The organism is Pontibacter liquoris (genome assembly GCF_022758235.1).
Classification (GTDB): domain Bacteria; phylum Bacteroidota; class Bacteroidia; order Cytophagales; family Hymenobacteraceae; genus Pontibacter; species Pontibacter liquoris.
Map to the genome: position 1 here is coordinate 2372911 of NZ_JALEBG010000001.1, position 23283 is coordinate 2396193.

General features: G+C 52.5%; 17 protein-coding genes. 6 read left to right on the top strand and 11 right to left on the bottom strand.

Annotation, left to right across the window (positions count from 1 at the left end; all coding sequences use genetic code 11):
• Positions 1 to 3: 3 nt before the first annotated feature.
• The 5 genes from LWL52_RS09785 to LWL52_RS09805 form a co-directional block, all read right to left on the bottom strand.
• Positions 4 to 378 (bottom strand): response regulator, encoded by a 375-nt coding sequence (locus tag LWL52_RS09785; protein WP_242919309.1) that lies wholly within the window; start codon positions 376 to 378, stop codon positions 4 to 6.
• 32 nt (positions 379 to 410) lie between these two features.
• Positions 411 to 986, bottom strand: coding sequence for a chemotaxis protein CheW (locus tag LWL52_RS09790; RefSeq protein ID WP_242919311.1), 576 nt, complete (start codon positions 984 to 986; stop codon positions 411 to 413).
• Complete coding sequence (locus tag LWL52_RS09795) at positions 986 to 5548, bottom strand: HAMP domain-containing protein (protein ID WP_242919314.1); 4563 nt, start codon at positions 5546 to 5548, stop codon at positions 986 to 988. Before LWL52_RS09795 ends, LWL52_RS09790 begins: the two co-directional genes overlap by 1 nt.
• 151 nt (positions 5549 to 5699) lie before the next feature.
• Positions 5700 to 6446: a ParA family protein gene (locus tag LWL52_RS09800; protein ID WP_242919316.1), complete on the bottom strand. Its 747-nt coding sequence runs from the start codon at positions 6444 to 6446 to the stop codon at positions 5700 to 5702.
• 225 nt (positions 6447 to 6671) lie between these two features.
• A complete protein-coding gene (locus LWL52_RS09805) occupies positions 6672 to 7166 on the bottom strand; it encodes a SixA phosphatase family protein (protein ID WP_242919317.1) in 495 nt (164 codons plus the stop codon).
• A gap of 155 nt (positions 7167 to 7321) precedes the next feature.
• Between LWL52_RS09805 and topA the strand changes: the two genes are divergently transcribed.
• The 3 genes from topA to LWL52_RS09820 all read left to right on the top strand — a co-directional run bounded on the left by topA (position 7322) and on the right by LWL52_RS09820 (position 11220).
• Positions 7322 to 9745, top strand: a complete 2424-nt coding sequence (gene topA / locus LWL52_RS09810; protein ID WP_242919318.1) for a type I DNA topoisomerase — start codon at positions 7322 to 7324, stop codon at positions 9743 to 9745.
• A gap of 206 nt (positions 9746 to 9951) precedes the next feature.
• Positions 9952 to 10647 (top strand): SIR2 family NAD-dependent protein deacylase, encoded by a 696-nt coding sequence (locus tag LWL52_RS09815; protein WP_242919319.1) that lies wholly within the window; start codon positions 9952 to 9954, stop codon positions 10645 to 10647.
• Between the two features lie 111 nt (positions 10648 to 10758).
• A complete protein-coding gene (locus tag LWL52_RS09820; protein WP_242919320.1) occupies positions 10759 to 11220 on the top strand; it encodes a DoxX family protein in 462 nt (153 codons plus the stop codon).
• 84 nt (positions 11221 to 11304) lie between these two features.
• On the opposite strand, the gene LWL52_RS09825 is transcribed toward LWL52_RS09820, so the two are convergent.
• Both LWL52_RS09825 and LWL52_RS09830 read right to left on the bottom strand, forming a co-directional pair.
• Positions 11305 to 11610 carry a ferritin family protein gene (locus tag LWL52_RS09825; protein WP_242919321.1) on the bottom strand — a complete coding sequence of 102 codons (306 nt, stop codon included), beginning with the start codon at positions 11608 to 11610 and terminating at the stop codon, positions 11305 to 11307.
• A gap of 174 nt (positions 11611 to 11784) precedes the next feature.
• A complete protein-coding gene (locus LWL52_RS09830) occupies positions 11785 to 12834 on the bottom strand; it encodes an o-succinylbenzoate synthase (protein ID WP_242919322.1) in 1050 nt (349 codons plus the stop codon).
• Positions 12835 to 13075: 241 nt separating this feature from the next.
• Here LWL52_RS09830 and egtB point away from each other — a divergent pair, with 241 nt between their 5' ends.
• The 3 genes from egtB to LWL52_RS09845 all read left to right on the top strand — a co-directional run bounded on the left by egtB (position 13076) and on the right by LWL52_RS09845 (position 18114).
• Complete coding sequence (gene egtB, locus LWL52_RS09835) at positions 13076 to 14353, top strand: ergothioneine biosynthesis protein EgtB (RefSeq protein ID WP_242919324.1); 1278 nt, start codon at positions 13076 to 13078, stop codon at positions 14351 to 14353.
• 3 nt (positions 14354 to 14356) lie between these two features.
• Complete coding sequence (egtD, locus tag LWL52_RS09840) at positions 14357 to 15361, top strand: L-histidine N(alpha)-methyltransferase (RefSeq protein WP_242919326.1); 1005 nt, start codon at positions 14357 to 14359, stop codon at positions 15359 to 15361.
• A 1403-nt stretch (positions 15362 to 16764) separates the two neighbouring features.
• Positions 16765 to 18114, top strand: a complete 1350-nt coding sequence (locus tag LWL52_RS09845; protein ID WP_242919329.1) for an MATE family efflux transporter — start codon at positions 16765 to 16767, stop codon at positions 18112 to 18114.
• Positions 18115 to 18249: 135 nt separating this feature from the next.
• Here the strand turns inward: LWL52_RS09845 and LWL52_RS09850 are convergent, their stop codons facing one another.
• The 4 genes from LWL52_RS09850 to rsmA all read right to left on the bottom strand — a co-directional run bounded on the left by LWL52_RS09850 (position 18250) and on the right by rsmA (position 23221).
• Complete coding sequence (locus tag LWL52_RS09850; RefSeq protein ID WP_242919331.1) at positions 18250 to 19788, bottom strand: FAD-dependent oxidoreductase; 1539 nt, start codon at positions 19786 to 19788, stop codon at positions 18250 to 18252.
• A 259-nt stretch (positions 19789 to 20047) separates the two neighbouring features.
• Complete coding sequence (locus LWL52_RS09855) at positions 20048 to 21010, bottom strand: NAD(P)-dependent oxidoreductase (protein ID WP_242919333.1); 963 nt, start codon at positions 21008 to 21010, stop codon at positions 20048 to 20050.
• Positions 21011 to 21081: 71 nt separating this feature from the next.
• A complete protein-coding gene (gene mgtE, locus LWL52_RS09860) occupies positions 21082 to 22434 on the bottom strand; it encodes a magnesium transporter (RefSeq protein WP_242919335.1) in 1353 nt (450 codons plus the stop codon).
• Position 22435: 1 nt separating this feature from the next.
• Complete coding sequence (gene rsmA / locus LWL52_RS09865; RefSeq protein WP_242919337.1) at positions 22436 to 23221, bottom strand: 16S rRNA (adenine(1518)-N(6)/adenine(1519)-N(6))-dimethyltransferase RsmA; 786 nt, start codon at positions 23219 to 23221, stop codon at positions 22436 to 22438.
• Between the last annotated feature and the right edge of the window lie 62 nt (positions 23222 to 23283).

Genomic DNA, 23283 nt, shown 5'->3' on the forward strand with positions numbered 1-23283 from the left:
TATTTAAGCCTGCGGTGTTTCAGCAAGTACTTTGCTCACTACCTCCAGCACTTTCTCTTCCGAAAAAGGTTTTACAATGTAAGAGAGGGCGCCATATTCCATCGCTTCGTTCACGATCACCTCCTGGCCTACTGCGCTTACAATGATCACTTTCATGTCCGGCTGGTCTGCCTTTATGCCTTTCAGCACATCCAGGCCGGTATTATCGGGCAAGATCACATCCAGCGTGATCAGGTCCGGCTGAGTCGACTTGGCCAGTTCAAGGGCTGTCTGCCCGTTCGGGGCCTCCCCAACTACTTCGTAGCCGGCATCCGTCAACATGTTCTTCAACATGGTGCGCATGTAGAAGGAGTCATCAACGATCAAGATTCTTTTCATACTATAAGGTATAATTTCTGTTGGTTAGCTGCCTAAGCAGTAAGCTGTAGCACTTCGTCATTGGTCAGGATCCGGAGCATGTCCAGTACAATGATCAGCCGGTTATCTACCTTCGCAATGCCTTCGATGTAGTTTTCGTGTATGCCGATGTCCTGCAGAAACGAAGGTGCTTTATCTATTTTAGACATCGGCAGGTTCAACGACTGCGGCACTTCCCGCACCATCACCCCGATCTTGTAATCCCTGGCCTCAATGACGAGGGTATAAGATAAATTAGGATTTACGTCTTCCGGCATTGGCGCCGGGCGGATACCAAAACGGTCCTCCAGGCTCATGATGGCAATAATATCACCCCGGATATTGGCTACTCCTTTTACAAAATCAGGTGTGCGCGGCATACGGGTAATGCCGGGGGTTACGGTTACTTCCCGCACCTGCTCGATCTTAATGCCATACTCCTCGGCGCCCAATTTAAATACGATCAGGTGCACCATCACTTCCATGGCAGGCTGCCTCTCTGAGGCTGCATCGCCTGGATTATCGGCAGGAGTGGCATTCGCAGCAGTATCTACTGCTGCGTCCTCCTCTTTATTTCCGTGCTTTACCATTATTTATTCTTTCCTTCTCCCGCTGCCCGGGTGCCTTTATCCCGTGAACCTGTCGCCATTCTGCTGTTACCGGTCGAGGTCTTCAGCATTTTCTGTGTCGTAGGAATAGAGGTTAGGCGGCGGTTCTTACCGTTGTTAAAGATCAGGTTTCCATCAATCAGCTTGAAGGCCGAGATACTGATCTGCAGATCGGCTGCAATATCGTTCAGGTTCTGAGAAGACGAGGTGAGTTCCTGCATCGAAGCGGAGAGCTGCTTGGCTGTGCTGGCCACCTGCTGCGTACCAGATGCGGTCTGCTCAGCAATGGCTACCACTTCTTCCACATACTTCACCACATCCCCGATAGAGGTTTTCTGTACTTCGGTTGCCGTTAAGATGTCCTGCGCTGTTCGGAGCGTTTCACCGCTGGAGGCGGCAATGTTCTTAAAGGCGCCGGATGCTTCAAACGTTGCATTCTTTCCTTTTAACACGCGGCCTTCCATGGTCGAGATCGCCGTTGCGGCAGAGGCCGTATCTTTTTTCACGTCTTCTACCAGCGTTGCAATCTCATTAGCTGACTTGCGTGAGCCTTCTGCCAGCTTCCTGATCTCTTCGGCTACCACAGCAAAGCCTCGACCGGCTTCCCCGGCACGGGCTGCTTCGATGGCCGCATTCAGGGCAAGCAGGTTGGTCTGAGAAGCAATATCGGTGATCACACCCAGAGATTTGGAAATTTCCTGGGAACGTATACTTAATACCTCAATGGTTTTGGCTGTCAGGGCAGCAGAACTGGAGATCTCTTCCATGTTCTTCACCACCTCGGCTACCGTTTTGAGACCCAGCTGCGAGGTTTCCTCACCAACTTTAGCAGACTTGTTCACTACTTCTGCCCGGTTGGCCGTTTCCTTCGTTGCGTTCATGATCTCTTCGATCAGCTTAAAGGCCTGGTCTGTTTTAAGGGCCTGGTTTTGGGCCCCTTCTGCCATTTGCTGCATGGCCAGGGCTACATCTAGGGTCACTTTGTTCATCTCCAGCCCTTTGCCAGCCATTTCTTCGGAAGAGCCTCCTACTACCAGCGAGGAATCGTTGATCTCCCCAAGCAGTGCATTCAGGTTTTCTACCGCAAGGTTCAGGGCATTAGCCATATCGAGGATATCACCTACCGATTTGATCTCCACCTGCTGAGTCAGATCACCTTCGGATATGGCGCGCACCACACGGGATACTTCCAGTACCGGCGTCACGATGGACTCCAGCAGGTCGTTCAGTGTATCCACCAGTTCTTTCCAGCTACCGCCAACTCCTTGCAGGGTTGCACGCTCGGTCAGTTTGCCTTCCACACCCGCTACTCTTGCCACGCGGCTAACCTCACCCGCCAGGCGGTTCAGGTCCACCACCATGGTGTTGATTGTATCGGCCAGTTCGGCTACTTCTCCTCTGGCTTCCAGCGTCAGTTTCTGCGTCAGGTCACCTTTGGATACAGCTGTTACTACTTTTACGATGCCCCGCACCTGCGTTGTCAGGTTGCTGGCCATCGTATTTACGTTGTCGGTCAGTTCTTTCCACACACCGCCCACGTTTGGCACGTTGGCCTGGCCGCCCAGTTTACCTTCCGTACCCACTTCCAAGGCTACCCGCGAAACCTCACCGGCAAAGATATTCAGCGAGTCCACCATGCGGTTGATGTTTTCCTTCAACTCGCCCAGCTCTCCTTTCACATCCACCGATACTTTCTGCGTTAAGTCGCCTTTGGATACGGCGGTGGCTACCTTGGCAATATCTCTTACCTGTAAGGTAAGGTTAGAGGCCATGGTGTTCACGTTGTCAGTCAGTTCCTTCCAGGTACCGCGTACTTTCGGCACATTGGCCTGGCCACCCAATTTACCTTCGGTTCCTACCTCACGCGCCACACGGGTTACTTCATCAGCAAATACGTTAAGTGAGTCCACCATCTGGTTCAGGTTCTCCTTCAGGTCCAGTATCTCACCACGTGCTTCTACTGATACTTTTTGCGTCAGGTCACCTTTCGCCACAGCGGTAGCAACCTTGGCAATATCGCGCACCTGCGAGGTCAAGTTGCTGGCCATGTAGTTCACGTTCTCCGTCAGGTTCTTCCAGGTACCACCCACGTTCGGCACATTTGCCTGGCCGCCCAGTTTACCTTCAGTTCCTACTTCACGCGCCACACGCGTTACTTCATCACCAAATATATTCAGGGAGTCCACCATGAAGTTGAGGTTCTCCTTGAGTTCAGCAAGTTCACCACGGGCTTCCACCGCAATTTTCTGAGTCAGATCGCCCTTCGCCACACCAATGGCTACCTTGGCTATACCCCGCACCTGTATGGTTAGGTTAGAGGCCATGGTATTTACGTTATCGGTCAGATCCTTCCATACACCGGCCACGTTTGGCACGTTAGCCTGGCCACCCAGCTTTCCTTCTGTACCCACTTCGAGGGCCACACGCGTTACCTCACCGGCAAAGATATTCAGCGAGTCCACCATGCGGTTGATGTTTTCCTTCAACTCGCCCAGTTCTCCTTTCACATCTACCGATACTTTCTGGGCCAGATCACCTTTCGCCACCGCGGTTGCTACGTTGGCAATGTCGCGCACCTGCGAGGTCAGGTTGCTGGCCATCGTGTTCACGTTGTCGGTCAGGTCCTTCCATACACCGGCCACGTTTGGCACATTGGCCTGGCCACCCAGTTTACCTTCTGTACCTACTTCACGGGCTACACGGGTCACCTCATCACCAAAGATGTTGAGCGAGTCCACCATCTGGTTCAGGTTTTCCTTCAGGTCGGCTAACTCGCCTTTCACATTCACTGTAATCTTCTGGCTCAAGTCACCTTTCGCTACGGCTGTTGCTACATTGGCAATATCCCGTACCTGTAAGGTCAGGTTAGAGGCCATGTAGTTTACGTTATCCGTCAGCTCTTTCCAGATGCCGGCTACGTTCGGCACGTTGGCTTGGCCACCCAGAATTCCTTCGGTGCCTACCTCACGTGCTACACGCGTTACTTCCGCGCCAAACACGTTCAGTCTGTCCACCATCTCATTGAGAATATCTTTCAGCTCACCCAGTTCGCCTTTCACGTCCACTGACACCTTCTGGGTCAGGTCGCCTTTTGCCACCGCAGTTGCTACGTTGGCAATGTCGCGCACCTGCGAGGTCAGGTTGCTGGCCATCAGGTTCACGTTATCGGTGAGTTCTTTCCAGGTGCCTTCTACTTTCGGTACTGTTGCCTGGCCGCCCAGTTTACCCTCTGTTCCTACTTCACGGGCAACGCGCGTTACCTCACCGGCAAAAATGTTGAGCGAGTCCACCATCTCATTGATGATGTCTTTGAGCTCGGCCATTTCGCCCTTTACATTTACCGTGATCTTCTGGCTCAGGTCGCCTTTTGCAACCGCGGTAGACACGTTGGCAATATCCCGCACCTGCGAGGTCAGGTTGCTGGCCATGTAGTTCACGTTATCAGTCAGGTCTTTCCATACCCCACCTACGTTTGGTACATTGGCCTGGCCGCCCAGTTTACCTTCTGTACCTACTTCACGGGCCACACGGGTTACTTCGTCAGCAAAGATGTTGAGCGAGTCCACCATCTGGTTCATATTGTCCTTCAGCTGGGCAAACTCACCGCGTACATCTACCGATATCTTCTGCGCCAAATCGCCCTTGGCCACCGCAGTAGCCACATTGGAGATGTCACGCATCTGCAAGGTCAGGTTATTGGCCATGGTGTTCACGTTGTCGGTCAGGTCTTTCCACACACCGGCCACGTTCGGCACCGATGCCTGGCCACCCAGCTTTCCTTCCGTTCCCACTTCCAGGGCCACACGCGTTACCTCACCGGCAAACAGGTTCAGGTTATCGATGGTACGGTTAATGGTTTCGGCCATTATTTTAAAGTCACCCGATACCGGGATCTGGAATGTTTCGTCCAGGTTACCGCCCGAGATATTCTTTAGTACTTTACCCACCTCCAGTACCGGCACCGCAATCGAATCTACCAGGCCATTGATGTTGTTGATCATGTCCTTCCAGAAGCCCGATGCATTTTCGGCAGAAGCCCTGGCCTTCAGGTTTCCTTCTACCCCAGCTACTTTCGAAATACGCGACACCTCGCCACCTACCCCACCAATCATCTCCACCATGGAGTTGTAGGCTTCGGCGATCTCGGCAAAAATGTCGTTGTTCTGTTTTGTCAGACGAACAGAGATATCCCCTTTCTTAAAGGCATCGAGGGCATAAAGCACTTTATTCAGTTGCTCGCTGATGTATTCAGGGCTTTGGGGCAGTTTCTGTTTGCTGACAGGCGCCGGCGCTTCGGCAATGGCAGCAGCGCCTCTGGCCGAAGAGGCATTCGCCGCTTTGTTGGCCGCTACTTTCGAATTGCCTTGTATGCTCCCGTTGCCGTTGGTGGCTGCCGGGGCACCGGCAGGCGCTTCGGATAAGGTAGTGGTAGCAACGGGGCCTGTTTCTTGTTTTGCCTTTGGGACAGAAATCTTGTTTGTGTTGGCTTCTACGTCACTGATGAGCTTGTCTTTGCTCAACTTCAAATTTTTACCTAAGGCCATATGTGTGTAATTGAGTTGGGTCTTTTAAACCTGCATTATAAGCAGAAGCACGCGCCGGTATCAGGTCCTTGCGCACAGTCAGGCATGAAAGTTTATGCAATTTAATCAATTTAATTGAATGCTTAAAATAGCGTTGCTGCGGATTTGGATATCAGGCCCCCGCAAACTCCTCAGCCAGTGCCCGGTAGTCTTTTGCGCCATGGGAGGAGGGTTCATAATCCAGCACGCTTTTGCCAAATGAGGGGGCTTCGGCAAGCTTCACATTTAGGCGTATCTGGCTTTTAAATATGCGTTCCTTCACATTTTCGTGTAGGTATTCGAGCACTTCCTGGCTCAGTTTACGACGTATATCAAACATGACCACTACGATGCCTTTAATTTTAAGTTTCGGGTTAAAAGCTTTTTTAACTTTTTGCACCGTATTCATGATCTGGTCCAGCCCCTGCAGGGTCAAAACTTCCATCTGCAGCGGAATGAGCACTTCCTGTGCAGCTGTAAGCGCATTCAGCGTTAAGACCGACAGGGAAGGTGGACAGTCGATGAGCACATAATCGTAGGACTTTGCCTGCGTTAGCATCTTTTTAAGAAACAATTCCCGTTCGGGTTGCTGCACCAGCGAGATCTCGATATCCACCAGGTCGTTCGACCCCGGCGCGATCCAGATGCCATCCTTCTCCACTACGATGTCCTCCAGTGACTTATTTCCCAGAAAAACATCGGCCAGGGTATCCTGCGGCCGCGAAACGGCCAGCGAATACGACAGGTTACTTTGCGGGTCCAGGTCTAGCAGCAGTACTTTGTGGCCTAATTTGCTCAGGGCGCTGCCCAGGTTAATGGTTGTAGTTGTTTTTCCAGTGCCGCCTTTCTGGTTGATGACAGCGACGATGGTTGTTCTCATATAGTATAATTCTTGACGCGAATGCAAGTATAAAACATGCGTGCCACTAAACTACAAAAATTCTGCACACAGCGCCTCCTTTCCCGAAAGACTTTCTGCTACCATGCGCTGCAGCACGTTTCCGGGAGAGCAGCCCTCTAAGTATAAACAAGTATAAAATAAGTATAAATAAGTATGAACAGGATGTTTCTTGCCGTGGCAGCAGTACTTATACCTGCTCCTGGGTCAGGAAACTGCCTGCAGGTTCGAAGCGTGCAGCAGGCCCGTAGTGGCGTATACTTCCTGCCAGTTAGCAAGTTCCAGGGTGATGGCCACCACATTGGCCGGGTTTAGATACCCCACATGTTGCCCGCTCAGGTCGCGGGCCAGGCGCGTAATTCCCGGGTTATGCGCTACGAGCAAGACGGTTTTTACCTGGTTGGGCAAGGCTGCCAGTGCGTGCAGCAGTTCTACTTCCCGGGCATTATACAGGCTGGGCTCATAGTTGATCTTTTCCTCATCAAAGTATAAGCGTGCGGCCAGAATACGGGCTGTATCGTGGGCGCGGCGGGCGGGGCTTGCCAGCAGGGCATCTACTTTCACGAATTTATCGCGGAGCCACTTGCCAGCCTGCAGGGCCTGCTGACTGCCGTGAGGCGTCAGCTCACGCTCAAAATCGGGCTGTAGCGGATAAGGGTCATACGTTTCTGCATGACGGCAGAGGAGTACAGTTCGTTGCATATTAAGTGTAAAGTATCCGTATAGCGTATTTATTAGTGAACTACTGGTTCATTTATCCGTGTTAAACCTATGTTATACGTTTGTGGTTGTAATTGTTAGAAAAATTATTGGAACTTTGGGCAAATTTCGACCGCACCTGCCTGTAAAAATAAAGGATGATAAAAAACTTAGTTATAGTAGAGTCGCCTGCCAAGGCCAAGACAATCGAGGGTTACTTAGGAAAAGACTTTGTAGTGAAATCGAGCTTTGGCCATGTACGCGATTTACCGAAAGACAACAATGCCATTGACGTAGCCCACGGCTTTAAGCCCACCTACGTGATATCCAGCGATAAAAAGGAAGTGGTGGCGCAGCTGCGCAAGCTGGCCAAAGAAGCCGAAACCGTGTGGCTTGCATCGGACGATGACCGAGAAGGCGAAGCCATTTCGTGGCACCTGACCGAGGCCCTGAACCTGAATGACAAACAAACGCGCCGGATCGTTTTCCGGGAGATCACCAAGAATGCGATCCTGAACGCCATCAGCACGCCGCGCGGTATCGACATGGATCTGGTAAATGCCCAGCAGGCCCGCCGTATCCTGGACCGGCTAGTTGGTTTTGAGCTATCGCCTGTGCTCTGGAAAAAAATAAAGACCGGCCTTTCGGCTGGCCGTGTGCAGTCAGTAGCCGTGCGCCTGGTAGTGGAGCGCGAGCGCGAGATTGAGCGCCACAAAGCCGAAGCTTCCTTCCGCATCACCGCTAAATTTGATGTGCAGGGCCGCACGCTGGAAGCCGAGCTGCCCACCAAGTATAAAACCGAAGATCAGGCGCAAGCTTTCCTGCAACGTTGCATCGGGGCGGATTATACCATTGAGAACCTGGAGCAGAAGCCGCTCAAGCGCACCCCTGCCCCTCCGTTCACCACCTCCACGCTGCAGCAGGAAGCCAGCCGCAAGCTATACTTCTCGGTGGCCCAGACCATGACTATCGCCCAGCGGTTGTATGAAGCCGGTAAGATCTCCTACATGCGTACGGACTCGCTGAACCTGTCGGAAGAAGCGATACAGGGCGCCAGCCGTGAGATACAGGCTTCTTTTGGCGAGCGTTTTGTGAAAACCCGCCGCTTTAAAACCAAAAACGCATCGGCACAGGAAGCCCACGAAGCCATCCGTCCCACGGATTTCTCGCAGATGGTAGCCAGCTCCGACCGCAACGAGCAGCGCCTGTATGAACTGATCTGGAAGCGTGCCATTGCCTCTCAGATGGCGGATGCTGAAATTGAGAAAACAACCGTAACGATCGGCATCTCCACCCAGCCGGAGCAAAAACTGATCGCTACCGGGGAGGTCATCAAATTTGAAGGCTTTCTGAAAGTATACATCGAATCGAAGGATGAGGAAGATGGCGAAGGCGAAGACCAGGATGTAAAAGGCATGTTGCCGCCGCTGACCATTGGCCAGCAGATTGCGCTGCGGCAAATGCTGGCTACCCAGCGCTACTCCCGCCCTGCTGCCCGCTACACGGAAGCCAGCCTGGTGAAAAAGCTGGAAGAAATGGGTATCGGTCGCCCGTCTACCTACGCTCCTACCATTTCTACTATCCAGAAACGCGGCTATGTGGAGAAGGATAACCGCGAAGGCAAAGAGCGCCCGTTCCAGGTACTGACCCTGCAAAATGATGCTATCACCTCGCAGACCAAAACCGAACTGACGGGGGCTGAAAAAGCCAAACTCTTCCCGACCGATACGGCTATGGTGGTAAATGACTTTTTGGTGGAGCATTTCCCCAACGTGATCGATTACTCGTTCACAGCGCGCGTGGAAGCAGAGTTTGATGAGATCGCCCAAGGTCAGAAAGGCTGGGAAACGATGCTGGACCAGTTTTACGAAGCTTTTCATGAGCGCATTGCCTCCAGCGAAAGCATTAACAGGGCCGATGTATCGGGTGCCCGCGAGCTAGGCCAGGACCCCACCACCGGCAAAACCATTCTGGCAAAGCTGGGGCGTTTTGGGCCTTATGTACAGTTGGGCGAAGAAAATGAAGAGACCGGTGAAAAGCCGCTTTACGCCAGCCTGCGCAAAGGCCAGTTCATCGAAAGCCTGACCCTGGAGGATGCCCTAGATCTGTTTAAGCTGCCTCGCATTGTGGGCATGTACGAAGACAAAGAAATGAAGGCGGCTATCGGGCGTTTCGGTCCCTATATCAGCCATAACAGCAAGTTTTATTCTTTGCCGAAAATACTGGACCCGATGACGGTAACGGCCGAAGAAGCGGTGGCGCTGATCGAGACGAAGCGCAAGGCGGATGCGGAAAAGCTCATCAAAGACTTCCCGGAAAATGCCGACGTGCAGGTTCTCAATGGCCGCTACGGACCCTACATTGTAGTGGGCAAAAAGAACGTGAAAATACCAAAGGACAAAGAGCCCGCGGAATTGACGCTGCAGGAGTGCCTGGATCTGGCGGAAGCTACACCGGAGAAAAAAGGCCGGGGTGGTTTCAAGAAAAAAGCAGAACCTGCCGCTAAGAAACCGGCGGCTAAGGCAAAGGCCAAACCGGCAGCCAAGAAGGCTCCGGCTAAAAAGAAACCGGCCGGCAAGTAAGCGGCTTATACTTTAACCATGAAAAAGCCTTCTGTTTATAGCAGAAGGCTTTTTCTTTTGCTGCCAACCAAGCTTTCTTACTTTACTTTCTGCTGCCTACTAGCCGATCTGCCAGAACGGTATATGCAGCAAAGATGCGTTGCATAGTGAAAACCTTGCAGCAACCTGGCAGGTACACCTTTATAGTAAAAAGATTTGCTACGAAAATGAAAAAGCGACTTGTCGTGCTTACGGGTGCTGGTATTAGCGCCGAAAGCGGAATTGCTACCTTCCGGGATGCCAACGGGTTGTGGGAAGGCGTGGATGTGATGGAAGTGGCCTCGCCGCAGGGCTGGCGCAAAAATCCGGAGCGGGTACTGGCGTTCTATAACCAGCGGCGCAAAAACGCGCACGAGGTGCAACCCAATGCCGGGCACCTGGCCCTGGCAGAACTGGAAACCGATTTCGATGTACGCATTATCACCCAGAACGTGGACGACCTGCACGAGCGCGCCGGCTCCAGCCATGTACTGCACCTGCATGGCAAACTGTTCGAAAGCCGCAGCACCCTAGACCCTACGCTGGTATACCCGGTGGAAGGCTGGGAACTGAAACTCGGCGATAAATGCGCCCGGGGGTCACAGTTGCGGCCCAACATCGTATGGTTCGGCGAGCCCGTACCGATGATGGAAAAGGCGATGGAAGAAGCGCTGATAGCCGACATCTTTCTGGTAGTGGGCACCTCGCTGGTTGTGTACCCGGCGGCAGGGCTGGTCGATTTTATTCCGGATGAAACGCCTCTGTTTGTGGTGGACCCTAAATTACCGGAACTGCCCAGGCGCCCGAACCTGCATCTGTATGAAGAGAATGCCAGCACAGGTATGCGCAAAGTAGCCGAGGTGCTTCGCCAAAAATACTGGTAGCGCCTGCCTGGCCACCCGGCAATGATCCTGATTCATTAATCGATAAAAATAATATTATCTATACTTGATTAAATCCGTAATGTTTTATATTCAACTACTTAGGTATAAAGTATGGATTTTAAAAGCAGAATTTTCAGAACACCTAATACCTGGAGCTTAACCATTATCCGGTGCTTTTTAGGCATCGTACTCTTTCCGCACGCCGCGCAGAAGCTGCTGGGATGGTTTGGCGGTCCGGGACCTTCGGGCTTTACAGGCGGATTTGCACAGATGACCGGCTGGCCGGCAGCAATCGCCTGGCTGGTGATCATCATAGAGTTCTTTGGCTCCATATGCCTGATCCTGGGTTTGCTCACGCGCTTCTGGGCCTTGTGCATCCTGTTCCTTTTTATGGGTATCATCCTGTTTGTGCACCTGCACAACGGCTTTTTTATGAACTGGAGCGGACAGCAGGCCGGCGAAGGATACGAATATCACCTGCTCGTGATCGGTATGGCCTGGGCATTGGTAGTAGGCGGACCGGGTAATTTAAGTATAGACCGCACCCTGCCGGAGAAAGAGCGGGCCTTCTAAAATGAAAAAGCGGGATCGCTGTGGCAGCTATCCCGCTTATTACAAGTATGTTTTACAAGGTTATTGGAGGGTTACAGGCAGCAATTAATCTTCTGCCTCTTCGCCTTTTTCTACAATATCTCCTTCCGAGAAGAGGATAATCTTCATCATCTCGCGCCATTTTGGTTTCTGGCGCAGCAAAAATTCCAGATCCATGCCAAAGTGCTTGAACTCTTCGTTCTGGGCATTTTTCATAATGGCTTTGGCCTGCTCGTTTTTCTCCACCGAGATGCGTTGCTCGTACCAGCTAATGGCCTCCGCCTCCTCAATTACGGAGGTGATCATGCGGGCAAATGTGCGTGTTTCTTCTGATAGTTCATGAGCAGGCTCATGGTATTGTTCTGTCGGCATGCTAAAAAGGTTAAGATTAAAGTATACTTACCTGACTAACGCCCCTCTGCCGCCAAGGTTAGTATTAATTTTGAATAACTGAATTCTGAATGACTGAATTCAATATGTAGATTTTGTGCCAACGCCTAATTAACAGCTTCATACCCTTCCCTATCAGTTATTCAAAATTCAAAATTACTCCTTGTACCAAAGCAGGCCCTGCTCAATTTGCAAACTTGAAGGGATGTTGTTATGATAAAGTTGCCCGGTGCCCAGCCCCTGCGGCATTTTGATGGTGTAGTTAGCCGTGAACTGGCTGATCGCATTTAAGCCGATATTCGACTCCAAAGCCGAAGTGATCCACCAGCCGATCCCCTGCGCTTCGGCAAGCCTGATCCAGTTGCTGCTGGCTTCCAGGCCACCTAGTAAGGTAGGCTTCAGGATGATGTACTGCGGTTTTAGCTGTTGCAGGAGCGATGCACGGGCATCCGTGTGCTGTACCCCGATCAGTTCTTCGTCCAGTGCTATGGGGATGGGCGTATGGGCGCAAAGTTCGGCCATTAGCTCGTGCTGCCCCTGCCGGATAGGTTGCTCAATGGAATGCAGGTCGTAGCGGGCAAGCCGTTCCAGCTTTTTAAAAGCTTCCTGCGGCGCGAAGGCCCCGTTAGCATCCACGCGGATGGTAAGCTCCCGGGCACTGGCCGTTTCGCGGATCTGTTGCAAAAGCGCCAGCTCGGTTGCAAAATCGAGGCTCCCGATTTTAAGCTTCAGGCAGGTATATCCTTCCGATAGCTTCTTTTTTATCTGCTCCTGCATAAACTGCTTGTCTCCCATCCAGATCAGCCCGTTGATGGGAATGCCCGCTTCTCCGCGGCTGAAAGCATTGTCATAGAGCACTCTTCTGCCACCGTGCTGCAGGTCGAGCAAAGCGGTTTCTAAGGCAAACTGCAGCGCGGGCCACTCTTGCAGTTGCAGTTCACCGGGCAACGGCTGTCCGGCCTGCAGATTTATACTACCTTCATTTACCTGTTGCACCACCTCCTGCAGCTTCTGCTCCAGGTCCGGCCGGTCGTCTATACTCAGTCCGGCGAGTGGCGCGCACTCGCCTACGCCGATTATTCCGGGCTCGTCCAGCTCCCACAGGTGCAGGAAGTATACTTTGTGTTCAGACAGGGCACCGCGGGAGGTACGCGCATCAAATTTAAATTTTAATGTATGGGGTTTACAAGAAAGCGTCAGGCTCATGGTATTTCCGGGCTATTTGATAGGTGGCAATATAAACCATAATCAGCAAAAAAGACGTAGATAGCTTGCACGCGGCGCTTGCTTTCCTCTACCCTACACCTGTTTATGGCCAGGATACAAGTGCGGCAGGCCAGGCGGGTACCCGTGGCAGCACCCTGCTATTTTATGATATCCATAACCTGCCGCTACTTCGTTTGTTAAGTATACACCTTGCGCGGGATACATCTTAAACACATTGCCTATGAACACCCTGACCCTTACCCCTGTTGAACTAGCTTTGCAACGGTTCGCCGCCGTACGTACCCAGACCGAGCGCATTTGCCAGCCCCTGGAGCCGGAAGATACCGTTGTGCAACCCATCGTGGATGTGAGTCCGCCCAAGTGGCATATGGCGCATACCAGCTGGTTTTTTGAGGAGTTTGTGCTGCAGCCCTATTTACCGGGGTATCAGGTATTTCACCCCAAGTACCGCTTCCTGTTTAACTCATATTATAATAGTGTGGGGAACCGCGTGCAGCGCCATGAGCGGGGCACCCTCACCCGCCCACCCCTCCGCGACATCTATGCGTACCGGCAGCATGTAAACGAACAGGTTACCCGCCTGCTGCAGCAGATAACCCCGGAAAAAGCGACAGAAATGTTGCCGATCCTGGAACTGGGATTGCAACACGAGCAGCAGCACCAGGAGCTGCTGCTGACCGACATCAAGTATATTCTGAGCACCAACCCGCTGCTGCCCGTTTATAAACCAGCTACTACAACAACCGCCGGAAGCAGTGCTGCTGCACCAGCAGCCACTTTTCTGGAAGTGCCCAGCGGCAGGTATACCATCGGCTTTCAGGGAGATGGCTTTAGTTTTGATAATGAACTGGGCGTGCACGAGGTGCTGATAGAGGATTTCCAGGTGATGAACCGGCTGGTGACAAATGGCGAGTACCTGGCTTTTATGCAGGATGGCGGTTACACGGATTTCCGCTATTGGTTGGACGAAGGGCTTGCCATGGTACGGACGCAGCACTTGGAGGCGCCACTGTATTGGGTAAAGCAGGACGACGAATGGCACCGTTTTACGCTGCACGGGTTGGAAAAAGTAAATCCCCACGCCCCGGTTTGCCACCTGAGCTTTTACGAGGCTGATGCCTTTGCCAACTGGTCGGGCAAGCGCCTGCTCACCGAATTTGAATGGGAAGCGGCCGCGCAGGTATACCCGCCGGCAAAAGGCAATTTTGTGGAAGGTGAGCTGCTGGAGCCAGCACCTGCCGATCCGGCGCAGCAGGGGCTGCAGCAACTCTACGGCGATGTATGGGAATGGACCTACAGCGCCTACCATCCCTACCCGGGCTTTGTGAAAGCACCTGGTGCCATCGGCGAGTATAATGGCAAATTTATGATCAACCAGATGGTGCTCCGCGGCGGTTCCTGCGCTACCCCGCTAAGCCACATCCGCACCACTTACCGCAATTTCTTTCATCCGGATAAACGCTGGCAGTATTCGGGTATCCGCCTCGCACTTAAATAATCTATGAAAACAAATACTACTTCTCCGATGATCGATCTGAGCCTGAAAAAAGATGGCACCACCGATACGGCCGCATTTGCCAGGGATGTGGCGCAAGGTCTGAGCCAGCAGCCCCGATCGCTCTCTTCCCGTTATTTTTACGATGCCGAAGGCAGCAGGCTTTTTCAGCAGATCATGCAGCTGCCGGAATACTACCTTACCCGTTGCGAGTACGAAGTGATGGAAGACAACAAAGAAGCCATGTGCCGGGAGTTTGCCGGCGGCGGCTTTTTCCACCTCATCGACCTGGGAGCAGGAGATGCGCTCAAAACTAAAATTCTGCTGCAGCAGCTGGCCCGGCAGCAAAGCGCCTTTGAGTACGTGCCGGTCGATATTTCGGGCGATGCCATGGCGCAGCTCAGCCAAAGCCTGCAGTCCCAGTTGCCCGCCGTGCAGGTAGAAGCCGTGGTTGGCGAGTATTTTAAAGCGCTGGAATGGTTGCAGGCAAATAAAGCCGCTCGGAAAGTGGTCTTGTTCCTGGGCTCTAACATTGGCAATTTTAAAACGTCCGAAAGTCAGGATTTCCTGCGCCGCATCCGCAGTTATCTGCGGCCAGGCGATAAGCTGCTGGTTGGCGTAGATTTGCGGAAGGACCCGCACCAGATTCTGCGGGCATACGACGATGCATCCGGCGTAACAGCTGCCTTTAACCTGAACCTGCTGCGCCGCATTAACCGCGAGCTGGGAGGGAATTTTGACCTGGCGCAATTTCAGCATTATGCCATGTATAACCCCGGTGACGGCGTGATGCGCAGCTTCCTGATCAGCAAAACAGACCAGCAGGTGTTCATCCGCGATACGGGTAGCACCTACCACTTTTCGGCCTGGGAAGCCATTCATACTGAAAATTCGCACAAGTATACTTTGCCCCATATAAAGGAGCTCGGGCAGGCTTGCGGCTTTAACCCGGAAACGGTTTTCCTGGATAAAAAGAGCCAGTTTGCTGATGTGTTGTTCGCTGTCACGTAGTTGAACACGGTTATGGTGAGATATCGGCAGCCCTGTAAGGATATTAGCCGTAAACATTTAAAGATTCTTTAAATGCATTTCAGCCATGGGTTTTCGTTGTACTGCCACAAAGACCACAGCAAGCTACAATGGAGTAAACAGAAACTTTTAGATGCTCTCAGATGAAATATGTGACGTTACTTCTTACCGCCAGTTTGTTACTGCTCTCCTTTCCGGCAAAAGGTAAAAAGGAAAAATTTAGCTCGTAATTGGCTACAGCATTTCAGACGGAATGCTTGTTCTTCCGTTTGAATTTGTATTAGCTATGTAGCACCGGGTCCAACCACCCTTGCCCCTCAGAGCTACGCTGGCTAGGTTCGAACTCGTGTTCTCGCTAGTCTAAGGAAGGGAGCTTGGCTATTGCTAGTTTAGAAGTATAAGAGGTGTAGATTCTATGCAGTTGCTAAACGAGAAACTCCCTTCCATACTGTCATCTCGACGCTAGGAGAGATCTGTTTAAACTATGCTGCTTCGGATTTGTAATCCGGAACGTTGTCTGCTGCGGATTTGCAATCCGCTTGTGTGCTTCGAGCTAAGGCTTTTCTCAGGCGGATTACAAATTCGCGGTTACTTTACTTTCGGATTAAAAATCCAAAAGAGCCGTTGCTGTTTGCCGAGTATAAACATCCCCATACCCCCTTCAAAGGGGGGCCTTAGGCTGATGGTTAGCAGCAGAATGCTTGCGTAGGAAAGGCTTAACCTCCCTTCCACCAAGATCCTTTCAGGATGACAAAAAGAAAGAGGCATGAAGAGAAAGTTTATACTTATACTTAGGCTCTGCTTACCTAGCAGCTGCCATCGCGCGGACATGTCGCAACCTGTCCCTACAAGGGGTATCAAAGCAAAAGCAGCCGCTATCGAACAGATTCCAGTCCTTGGGTTGAGCGCCTTGGTGTGTTGCGGTGCCACGATAGTGGCAGCCCACAGCGCGAGCGAGGAGCAGCTTCACGCCACAGCGCGATGCCAAAGGACGAGCCCCCGCGCCTGAGCGCTCCAAAGCAAGAAATGAAACGAGGCAAGTATAAAACTGAGGAAAACAGCTAGCTAACTAGTATAGCAGAAACCTAAATGATGAAGAAACCTTGCTAGAAATTATAGCTTGAATATCTTACTTGAGGAATATAGTTAGCTACCATCTATAGCCGGAAGCAAACCTGCGAAAGAACAGCTAACAAGTATAACTTTTAAGTCCTTTATAAGATTTTGGTTGAATAAAGTAGACACCTACATATAACCCAGCCACCCCTAAAAACCAAAATCTCTCCTCCTACAAACCAGGCAAACTCAAAAGAAAGAATTTAAACCAATCCACAGCTTAGCTTTAATTTCTATACCTTTGCGGGCCAGTTCTGATGCCTGCTTTTATGAATACCCTGAGTTACAAACAACACTTTTCCCGAAACTTCCTGCTTGCTTACCCGGTGGTCCTGAGCCAGTTGGGGCACATCATGGTGAGTGTCTTTGATAGTCTGATGGTCGGGCAGATCGGCACCATTCCCCTGGCGGCAGCCTCGCTGGGCAATAGTATCTTCATGATGACAATGGTCTTCGGAATGGGCATCTCCTATAGTATAACGCCCCTTATTGCCGCAGCTGATGGCCGTAAGAACTATACCCGCATTTCGCTGCTGCTGCTCAACGGGTTGGTTTCGAATGTACTGCTGGGCATTTTCCTGTTTATTATCGGCTACATTTTCTCGCCATATATTACCTACCTGAACCAGCCGCAGGAAGTAGTGACAATGGCTATTCCATACATCAATATCCTGTTTTTCTCGATGGTGCCGCTGATGATATTCCAGGCATTCCGGCAGTTTGCCGAAGGACTGTCTTTTACCAAACAGGCCATGTATATTTCGATCGTAGCCAACAGCCTTAACATTGTCCTCAATTATATCTTTATCTGGGGCAAGCTGGGGCTCCCGGCCATGGGCCTGCTAGGGGCTGGTTGGGCTACCTTTATCTCCCGCGTTGTGATGGCCTTGATGATGGGCGCTTTTGTGCTCTATAACAAGCGGTTTGCCATCTTTAGGAGGTTCATGCGCCTGCGCCATCTTTCCTTCATCCACATGTACCGCATCTACCGTCTGGGCCTGCCCATTTCGGGCCAGATGCTGTTTGAAATGGGGGCTTTCGGGTTCTCCGCGATCATGATCGGGTGGCTGGGTGCCAAGCAGCTGGCCGCGCACCAGATCGCCATCAATGTGGCCTCTGTTACCTACATGATGGCCAGTGGCATTGCCGCAGCGGCCACCATACGCGTGGGGAACCAGAAAGGCCTTGGCAATTACCACGACATGCGCATGGCGGGTTATACCAGCTTTACCATGGGCACTTTGTTTATGATTGGCAGCGGCCTGCTGATGGTAGCCGGCAACAGAATCATCCCGATGCTTTATATCGATGATCCGGAAGTGATCCATATGGCGGCGGGCTTGCTGGTGATTGCGGCGCTGTTCCAGATCTCTGACGGCGTGCAGGTTGTGGGCCTGGGAGCCTTGCGGGGTTTAGAGGATGTGCGTATTCCGAGTCTGATCTCGCTACTGGCTTATTGGGTGGTGGGCCTGCCTGTAGGGTATCTGCTCTGTTTCAAAGCCGGCTTCGGGGTAAGTGGCATCTGGACCGGCCTACTGGTTGGCTTGTCAGTAGCGGCCGTTCTTTTGTTCCTGCGCTTCAAAACCTTAAGCAACAAGTATAGAAGACTGGCTTACTAATAGACCGAATAAACGGGGAGTTATTGCCCATGCTGGCACATGCCCTTATAAACGTGGTAGCCAATAAATTCCAGGGCCCTTGCTACAAAGTGTAGTAAGGGCCCTGGAGCTGCACTTCAAGTATAAATCAGCTTTTTAGATAGGGCCAAGTTCTTTGATGGCCGGGCCGGTGATCACTTTGCCATACGGGTTAAAACGGGAACCGTGGCAGGGGCAATCCCAGGAGCTTTCGACACTGTTCCAGCTTACCACGCAGCCCATGTGCGTACAAACAGCCGAGCACTGGTGCCGGTTGCCGTCGGGGTCGCAGTATACGGCTATCTTTTTCATACCATCGCGCATAATACGCCCTGTGCCAGGCATAACCTGCATCATATCATCCACCTCGCCGGGTGTAACATAATCTTTCATTTGCGCGGCCACGTTCAGGTTGGTCTTCAGGTACTCCCCCGCTGATTTAAGCTTCAGCCGGGCCGGATCATAAATAGTTGCCCAGGCGTTTGGCCGGCCCAGGATCAGGTCGGTTAGCAACATGCCGGCAATCGTAGCGTGCGTCATGCCATGCCCTGAATCGCCGGTAGCGATATACACATTGTCGCTGTCGCCGGGGTTGCGGCCGATGTAGGCCAGGCTGTCCACCGGCTCCATCACCTGCCCGGACCAGCGGTAGAGCACATCCTGCGCCATTGGGAATTTAAGGCGCGTCCAGCGCTCCAGGTCCAGGAAATGGTTTAGGTAATGTTCTTCCTGGCCCGTTTTATGGTCAGCGCCCCCCACAATGAGCAAATCATCCTTTGGGGTCTCTCCTTCGTGCACATCGCTTCGCATCAGGCGGATGTAATGGTAAGGGTCGTCCATGTCCCAATACAGGGCATCGGGCACAGCACCCGCCGGCACCGACACACCGATCACGTAGGTTCTGTAAGGCGCCTGCTTGGTATGGATGGTTACCCGGTCGTTTACGGGTGTATTGGTTGCTACCACCAGGTGGTTGGCCGAAACGGCATGCCCGCTGGCGGTAACCACCGTCACAACCGGGCCGGTCTGAAAATCCACAGCCGGAGAAGCGGTGTAGATCTCGCCGCCCTCGTCCAAAAAGGCCTGTGCCAAGCCGGCCAGGTATTTGGTTGGGTGGAACCGCCCCTGGTTGGGGAAATGTAGCGTAGGCAGGGCAGTCAGTGTTTCGACAGGGCATCCTTTGCGGAGCACCACATCGTGCCAGCCAATGGCCTGTACCGCTTCGAGTTCTTTTATAAGGTCCTCTTCCTGCTCTCTGTTATTGGCAAACAGATAGCCATCTACCCGGCTGAAATCACAATCTATTTTCTCGTGTTTGGCAATTTCCTCAATTTTATCAATCGCAGCGCCATGGCTTTGGCAGGCCAAGCGGGCTCCGTCCTTTCCAAACAGGCTGATCAGGTGTGAATACCGATCATCGAGGGCGTTGGACAGGTGGGCGGTGGTGCGGCTGGTTTCGCCGGAGCCAATGCCTTTGGCTTCGAGTACAATTACTTTCTTACCTTCTTTTGCCAGCATATACGCTGTCGAGATGCCTGCCAGCCCGGCTCCTACCACACACACATCACAGGTACGGTTTTCAAGCAGGGGACTTGTCTTGGGCATGGCAACTTCCTTGTCCCAGACAGGAAGGCTCGCGCCGGATTCATTTTTCATAGTTACGTTTTTAGCACTTGTCGCAGATATTGGCGCCTGCTGCAGGCAGAAGGGCCACCTGCATAGGATTACGGCGCACTGGGGCTTAGGTTCTGTGGCACGTTTGGAGCGAGGCAGTATAAACCGAGCGTGCGGCTGAAAACGAAAATGAAGTAGCAGGAGGAGCCTCTTCCTGGGGCATGGGCCTTGCAGCAAGTATAACCACCGGAGATGGAGGTTTATACTTGCTGCGGGTGATCTTTATACTTGATACTATTTACTATAAGGTAAGGAGCTGCTGAATTTTATGCACCAGCACTTCGTTGATCTTCACGTAGGATTCGTGCGTCCAGCCGGCAATGTGCGGCGTCAGGATCACGTTATCGGCGGCAGCCAGGTAGGCGAAGGTGGTCTGCTGCTGCTCTGTTAGGGTGGCCAGCTTTTCGTTTTCCAGCACATCGAGCGCTGCGCCTTTGACCCGGCCATTTTCCAGGTGTTTTACCAGCGCTGCCTGGTCCACCACATCGCCCCTCGAAGTGTTTAAAAACCAGATGGGCTTGCTGAAGCTGCCAAAGAAATCGTGCCCGGCAAAGCCGAGGTTCTCAAAGATATACGGTATGTGCAGGCTCACCACATCGGCCTCTGCCTGCAGTTGTTCCAGCGAAACCGAAATAGCTGGTGCGCTGATCTTTTCCGGGGCAAAACGATCGTAGGCAAGTATGCGACAGTTAAACCCCTGCAGCACGCGCGCAAAGCTTTGCCCCATGTTTCCGTAGCCGATGATGCCCACGGTTTGCCCGCCAAGCTCCTCGCCCCTGTTCTCCTCCCGTAGCCATACTTTGTTTCGTACCTGCTTGTCGGCACGAACGAAGTTCCGCATCAGGCCCAGCAATGTTCCCAGGGCAAACTCCCCTACCGCCTGGCTGTTTCCTTCGTTCGCGGCAAGCAGCGCAATGCCGCGCGCCTGCAGCGCTGCCACATCAATATTATCGACGCCTGCACCAGCCCGGGCCACAAACTTTAATGATTCCGCCAGTTCCAGCGTCTGGGCCGTGATCCGCATTTTGCTGCGCACGATCAGCCCCTGGACACCCTGCAAGGCCTGGCATACTTCCTGTGGCTTTATTTCTGGCCGGTAATCGGCTCTTATGCCTATACTTTCCAGCATCGGAAAAAGGCTGGGGTGCATCTCATCGATGATCAGGACTTTAGTTGGAGTGCTGAATTCTGAGTTCTGAGTCACGCTTTCGGAGTTAGAAAGTTAGAAAAGTAGAAAGTTAAAAAGTTGCTTAAAGAAAGGTAATTCGTAATTCGTTAAAGATTATACAGCATGTGCGCTACGCTGAAGTAGATGGCCAGCCCCAGCAGGTCGTTGGCCGTGGTAATGAACGGGCCCGCGGCTACGGCTGGATTGATACCGAAGCGGTCGAGCACCAGGGGCGTAAGCGTGCCCATGAGGGAGGCCAGCATCACAACCGAAAACAACGCCGCCGAAACTACAATGGACAAGGTAAGCTCGTGACGAAACAGGTACGTCAGCGTAAATACCAGCCCCGAGATGATCACGGCATTGAGCAGCGCCACCAGCAGCACTTTTAATAGGCGTTGGGCAAAGTTGTCGAATATCACCGTGTTAGACGAAAGGGTCTGGATGATAATGGAAGAGGACTGGATGCCTACATTGCCGCCGGTGGCCGTAATAAGCGGCACAAACAGCGCTACAGCGGGTAATAGAGCAATATCGTCCTCAAAAAGGCCCATGAATTGGGCCGCCAGCAGCCCGCCAATCATTCCGATGATCAGCCACGGAAGGCGCGAGCGGGAAATGCGGAACACACTATCGTCTTCCTCCACGTTCTCGGTGATACCCGTCATCAGCTGGCGGCTGAGTTCGGCCTGCTCCTGCATTACGTCTATCACGTCGTCGATGGTGATGCGGCCCAGCAGGCGCTTTTGGATGTTCACGACCGGGATGGCCTCCAGGGCATACTTCTGCATCACGGTTACCACCTCACCTTCATCACGGAATGACTCGATTGAGATCACATCCGGGTTGTAAATGTCTTTTACCAGGGTGTCGTCTTTTGCCAGCAGCAGCGTCTTCACGCTCACACGGCCCACCAGCACATCGCGGTTATCCACCACGTACACAGTATAAATTTTCTGTACCTCTTCGGCCTGCCGCCGGATCTCTTCAATGCACTGGCGCACCCGCCAGTTCAGGTTCACTTTTACCAGTTCTTTGGCCATCAGGCCGCCGGCGCAATCTTCCTCGTAGTGCAGCAGGTCCAGGATGGCGGCGGCTTTTTCCTCGTTATCCAACAGGGCAAGTACCTCCTCGCGCGTCTTCACCGACTGCTCATTGAGAATATCCACGGCATCGTCGGAGTTCATCAGGTTCACATAGCGGGCAATCTCCTGGCTGGTAAAGGTTTGCAGAAAGCCGGTGCGAATGTCGTAATCCAGGTCCGACAGGATCTGGGCGCCTACTTCGGGCGGCAGTAGGTCCATCACATACTTCGATTCCTGCTCATCCAGCTCGTAAAGCACGGTGGTAATATCGGCCGGGTAGAGCTCGGCCATGGTCCCAAGTATAAACGGCGCATCGTGGCGCGCAATGGCTTCCTCTACCTGGTCAACATACTCCCGTGTAATTTCTGCCCGCATGCTACGCTGCTAAATGCTGTTCTACCAGTTGCGTTAACCCCACAAAATCCTGCACCGAAAGCTGCTCGGCCCTTTTATCAAAAATGGGCTGCGCCTGCACCTCCGGCGGCAGGTTAAACTGCTTCAGGCAGTTGCGCAGCGTTTTGCGGCGCGTACCGAAACTGAGCTTCACCACCTCAAAAAAGCGCTTTTCGTTGCAGGGCAGCTCATTTACCTCGTTGCGCACCAGGCTGATCACGGCCGACTTTACTTTGGGCTTGGGATGAAACACGTGTTCGCTCACCGTAAATTTGTAATCAATGGTATAGAACGCCTGCAGCAGCACGCTCAGAATGCCGTAGGTTTTGGAGCCCGGAGGCGCTGCGATGCGCTCGGCCACTTCTTTCTGGATCATACAAACCACCTCAGGCACCAGGTCGCGCTGGGTCAGCACTTTAAAAAAGATCTGGCTCGAGATGTTGTAAGGGAAGTTGCCGATGATGGCAAAAGGCCCCGGAAACAGCTTAGCCATGTCTGCTTTCAGGAAATCGGCAGAAATGATCCGGTCATTAAGCTGCGGAAAATGTTCTTTCAGGTAAGCGATGGACTCGCGGTCGATGTCCAGCACAGTTGTGCGGTATTCAGGATGCTGCAGGAGGTACTGCGTGAGCACGCCCATTCCCGGGCCAATCTCCAGCACATCGGTCACGCCCCGGGGCAGGGTGAGTTGCTCCACTATCTTAATCGCGATGTTCTGATCGACCAGGAAGTGCTGGCCTAAATGCTTCTTCGGACTTACTTTACTCACAGCTTGTTGGTTATGATCGGAGCCGGCAGGTATACTTTTCGGCTCAAACCCGTTATACTTAT

Coding starts and splice junctions, on each gene's coding strand:
- topA (WP_242919318.1), top strand. CDS start 7,322: ATGATAAAAAACTTAGTTATAGTAGAGTCGCCTGCCAAGGCCAAGACA.
- LWL52_RS09845 (WP_242919329.1), top strand. CDS start 16,765: ATGAATACCCTGAGTTACAAACAACACTTTTCCCGAAACTTCCTGCTT.
- egtD (WP_242919326.1), top strand. CDS start 14,357: ATGAAAACAAATACTACTTCTCCGATGATCGATCTGAGCCTGAAAAAA.
- LWL52_RS09785 (WP_242919309.1), bottom strand. CDS start 378: ATGAAAAGAATCTTGATCGTTGATGACTCCTTCTACATGCGCACCATG.
- LWL52_RS09815 (WP_242919319.1), top strand. CDS start 9,952: ATGAAAAAGCGACTTGTCGTGCTTACGGGTGCTGGTATTAGCGCCGAA.
- LWL52_RS09800 (WP_242919316.1), bottom strand. CDS start 6,446: ATGAGAACAACCATCGTCGCTGTCATCAACCAGAAAGGCGGCACTGGA.
- mgtE (WP_242919335.1), bottom strand. CDS start 22,434: ATGCGGGCAGAAATTACACGGGAGTATGTTGACCAGGTAGAGGAAGCC.
- LWL52_RS09795 (WP_242919314.1), bottom strand. CDS start 5,548: ATGGCCTTAGGTAAAAATTTGAAGTTGAGCAAAGACAAGCTCATCAGT.
- LWL52_RS09850 (WP_242919331.1), bottom strand. CDS start 19,788: ATGAAAAATGAATCCGGCGCGAGCCTTCCTGTCTGGGACAAGGAAGTT.
- egtB (WP_242919324.1), top strand. CDS start 13,076: ATGAACACCCTGACCCTTACCCCTGTTGAACTAGCTTTGCAACGGTTC.
- LWL52_RS09830 (WP_242919322.1), bottom strand. CDS start 12,834: ATGAGCCTGACGCTTTCTTGTAAACCCCATACATTAAAATTTAAATTT.
- LWL52_RS09805 (WP_242919317.1), bottom strand. CDS start 7,166: ATGCAACGAACTGTACTCCTCTGCCGTCATGCAGAAACGTATGACCCT.
- LWL52_RS09825 (WP_242919321.1), bottom strand. CDS start 11,610: ATGCCGACAGAACAATACCATGAGCCTGCTCATGAACTATCAGAAGAA.
- LWL52_RS09820 (WP_242919320.1), top strand. CDS start 10,759: ATGGATTTTAAAAGCAGAATTTTCAGAACACCTAATACCTGGAGCTTA.
- LWL52_RS09790 (WP_242919311.1), bottom strand. CDS start 986: ATGGTAAAGCACGGAAATAAAGAGGAGGACGCAGCAGTAGATACTGCT.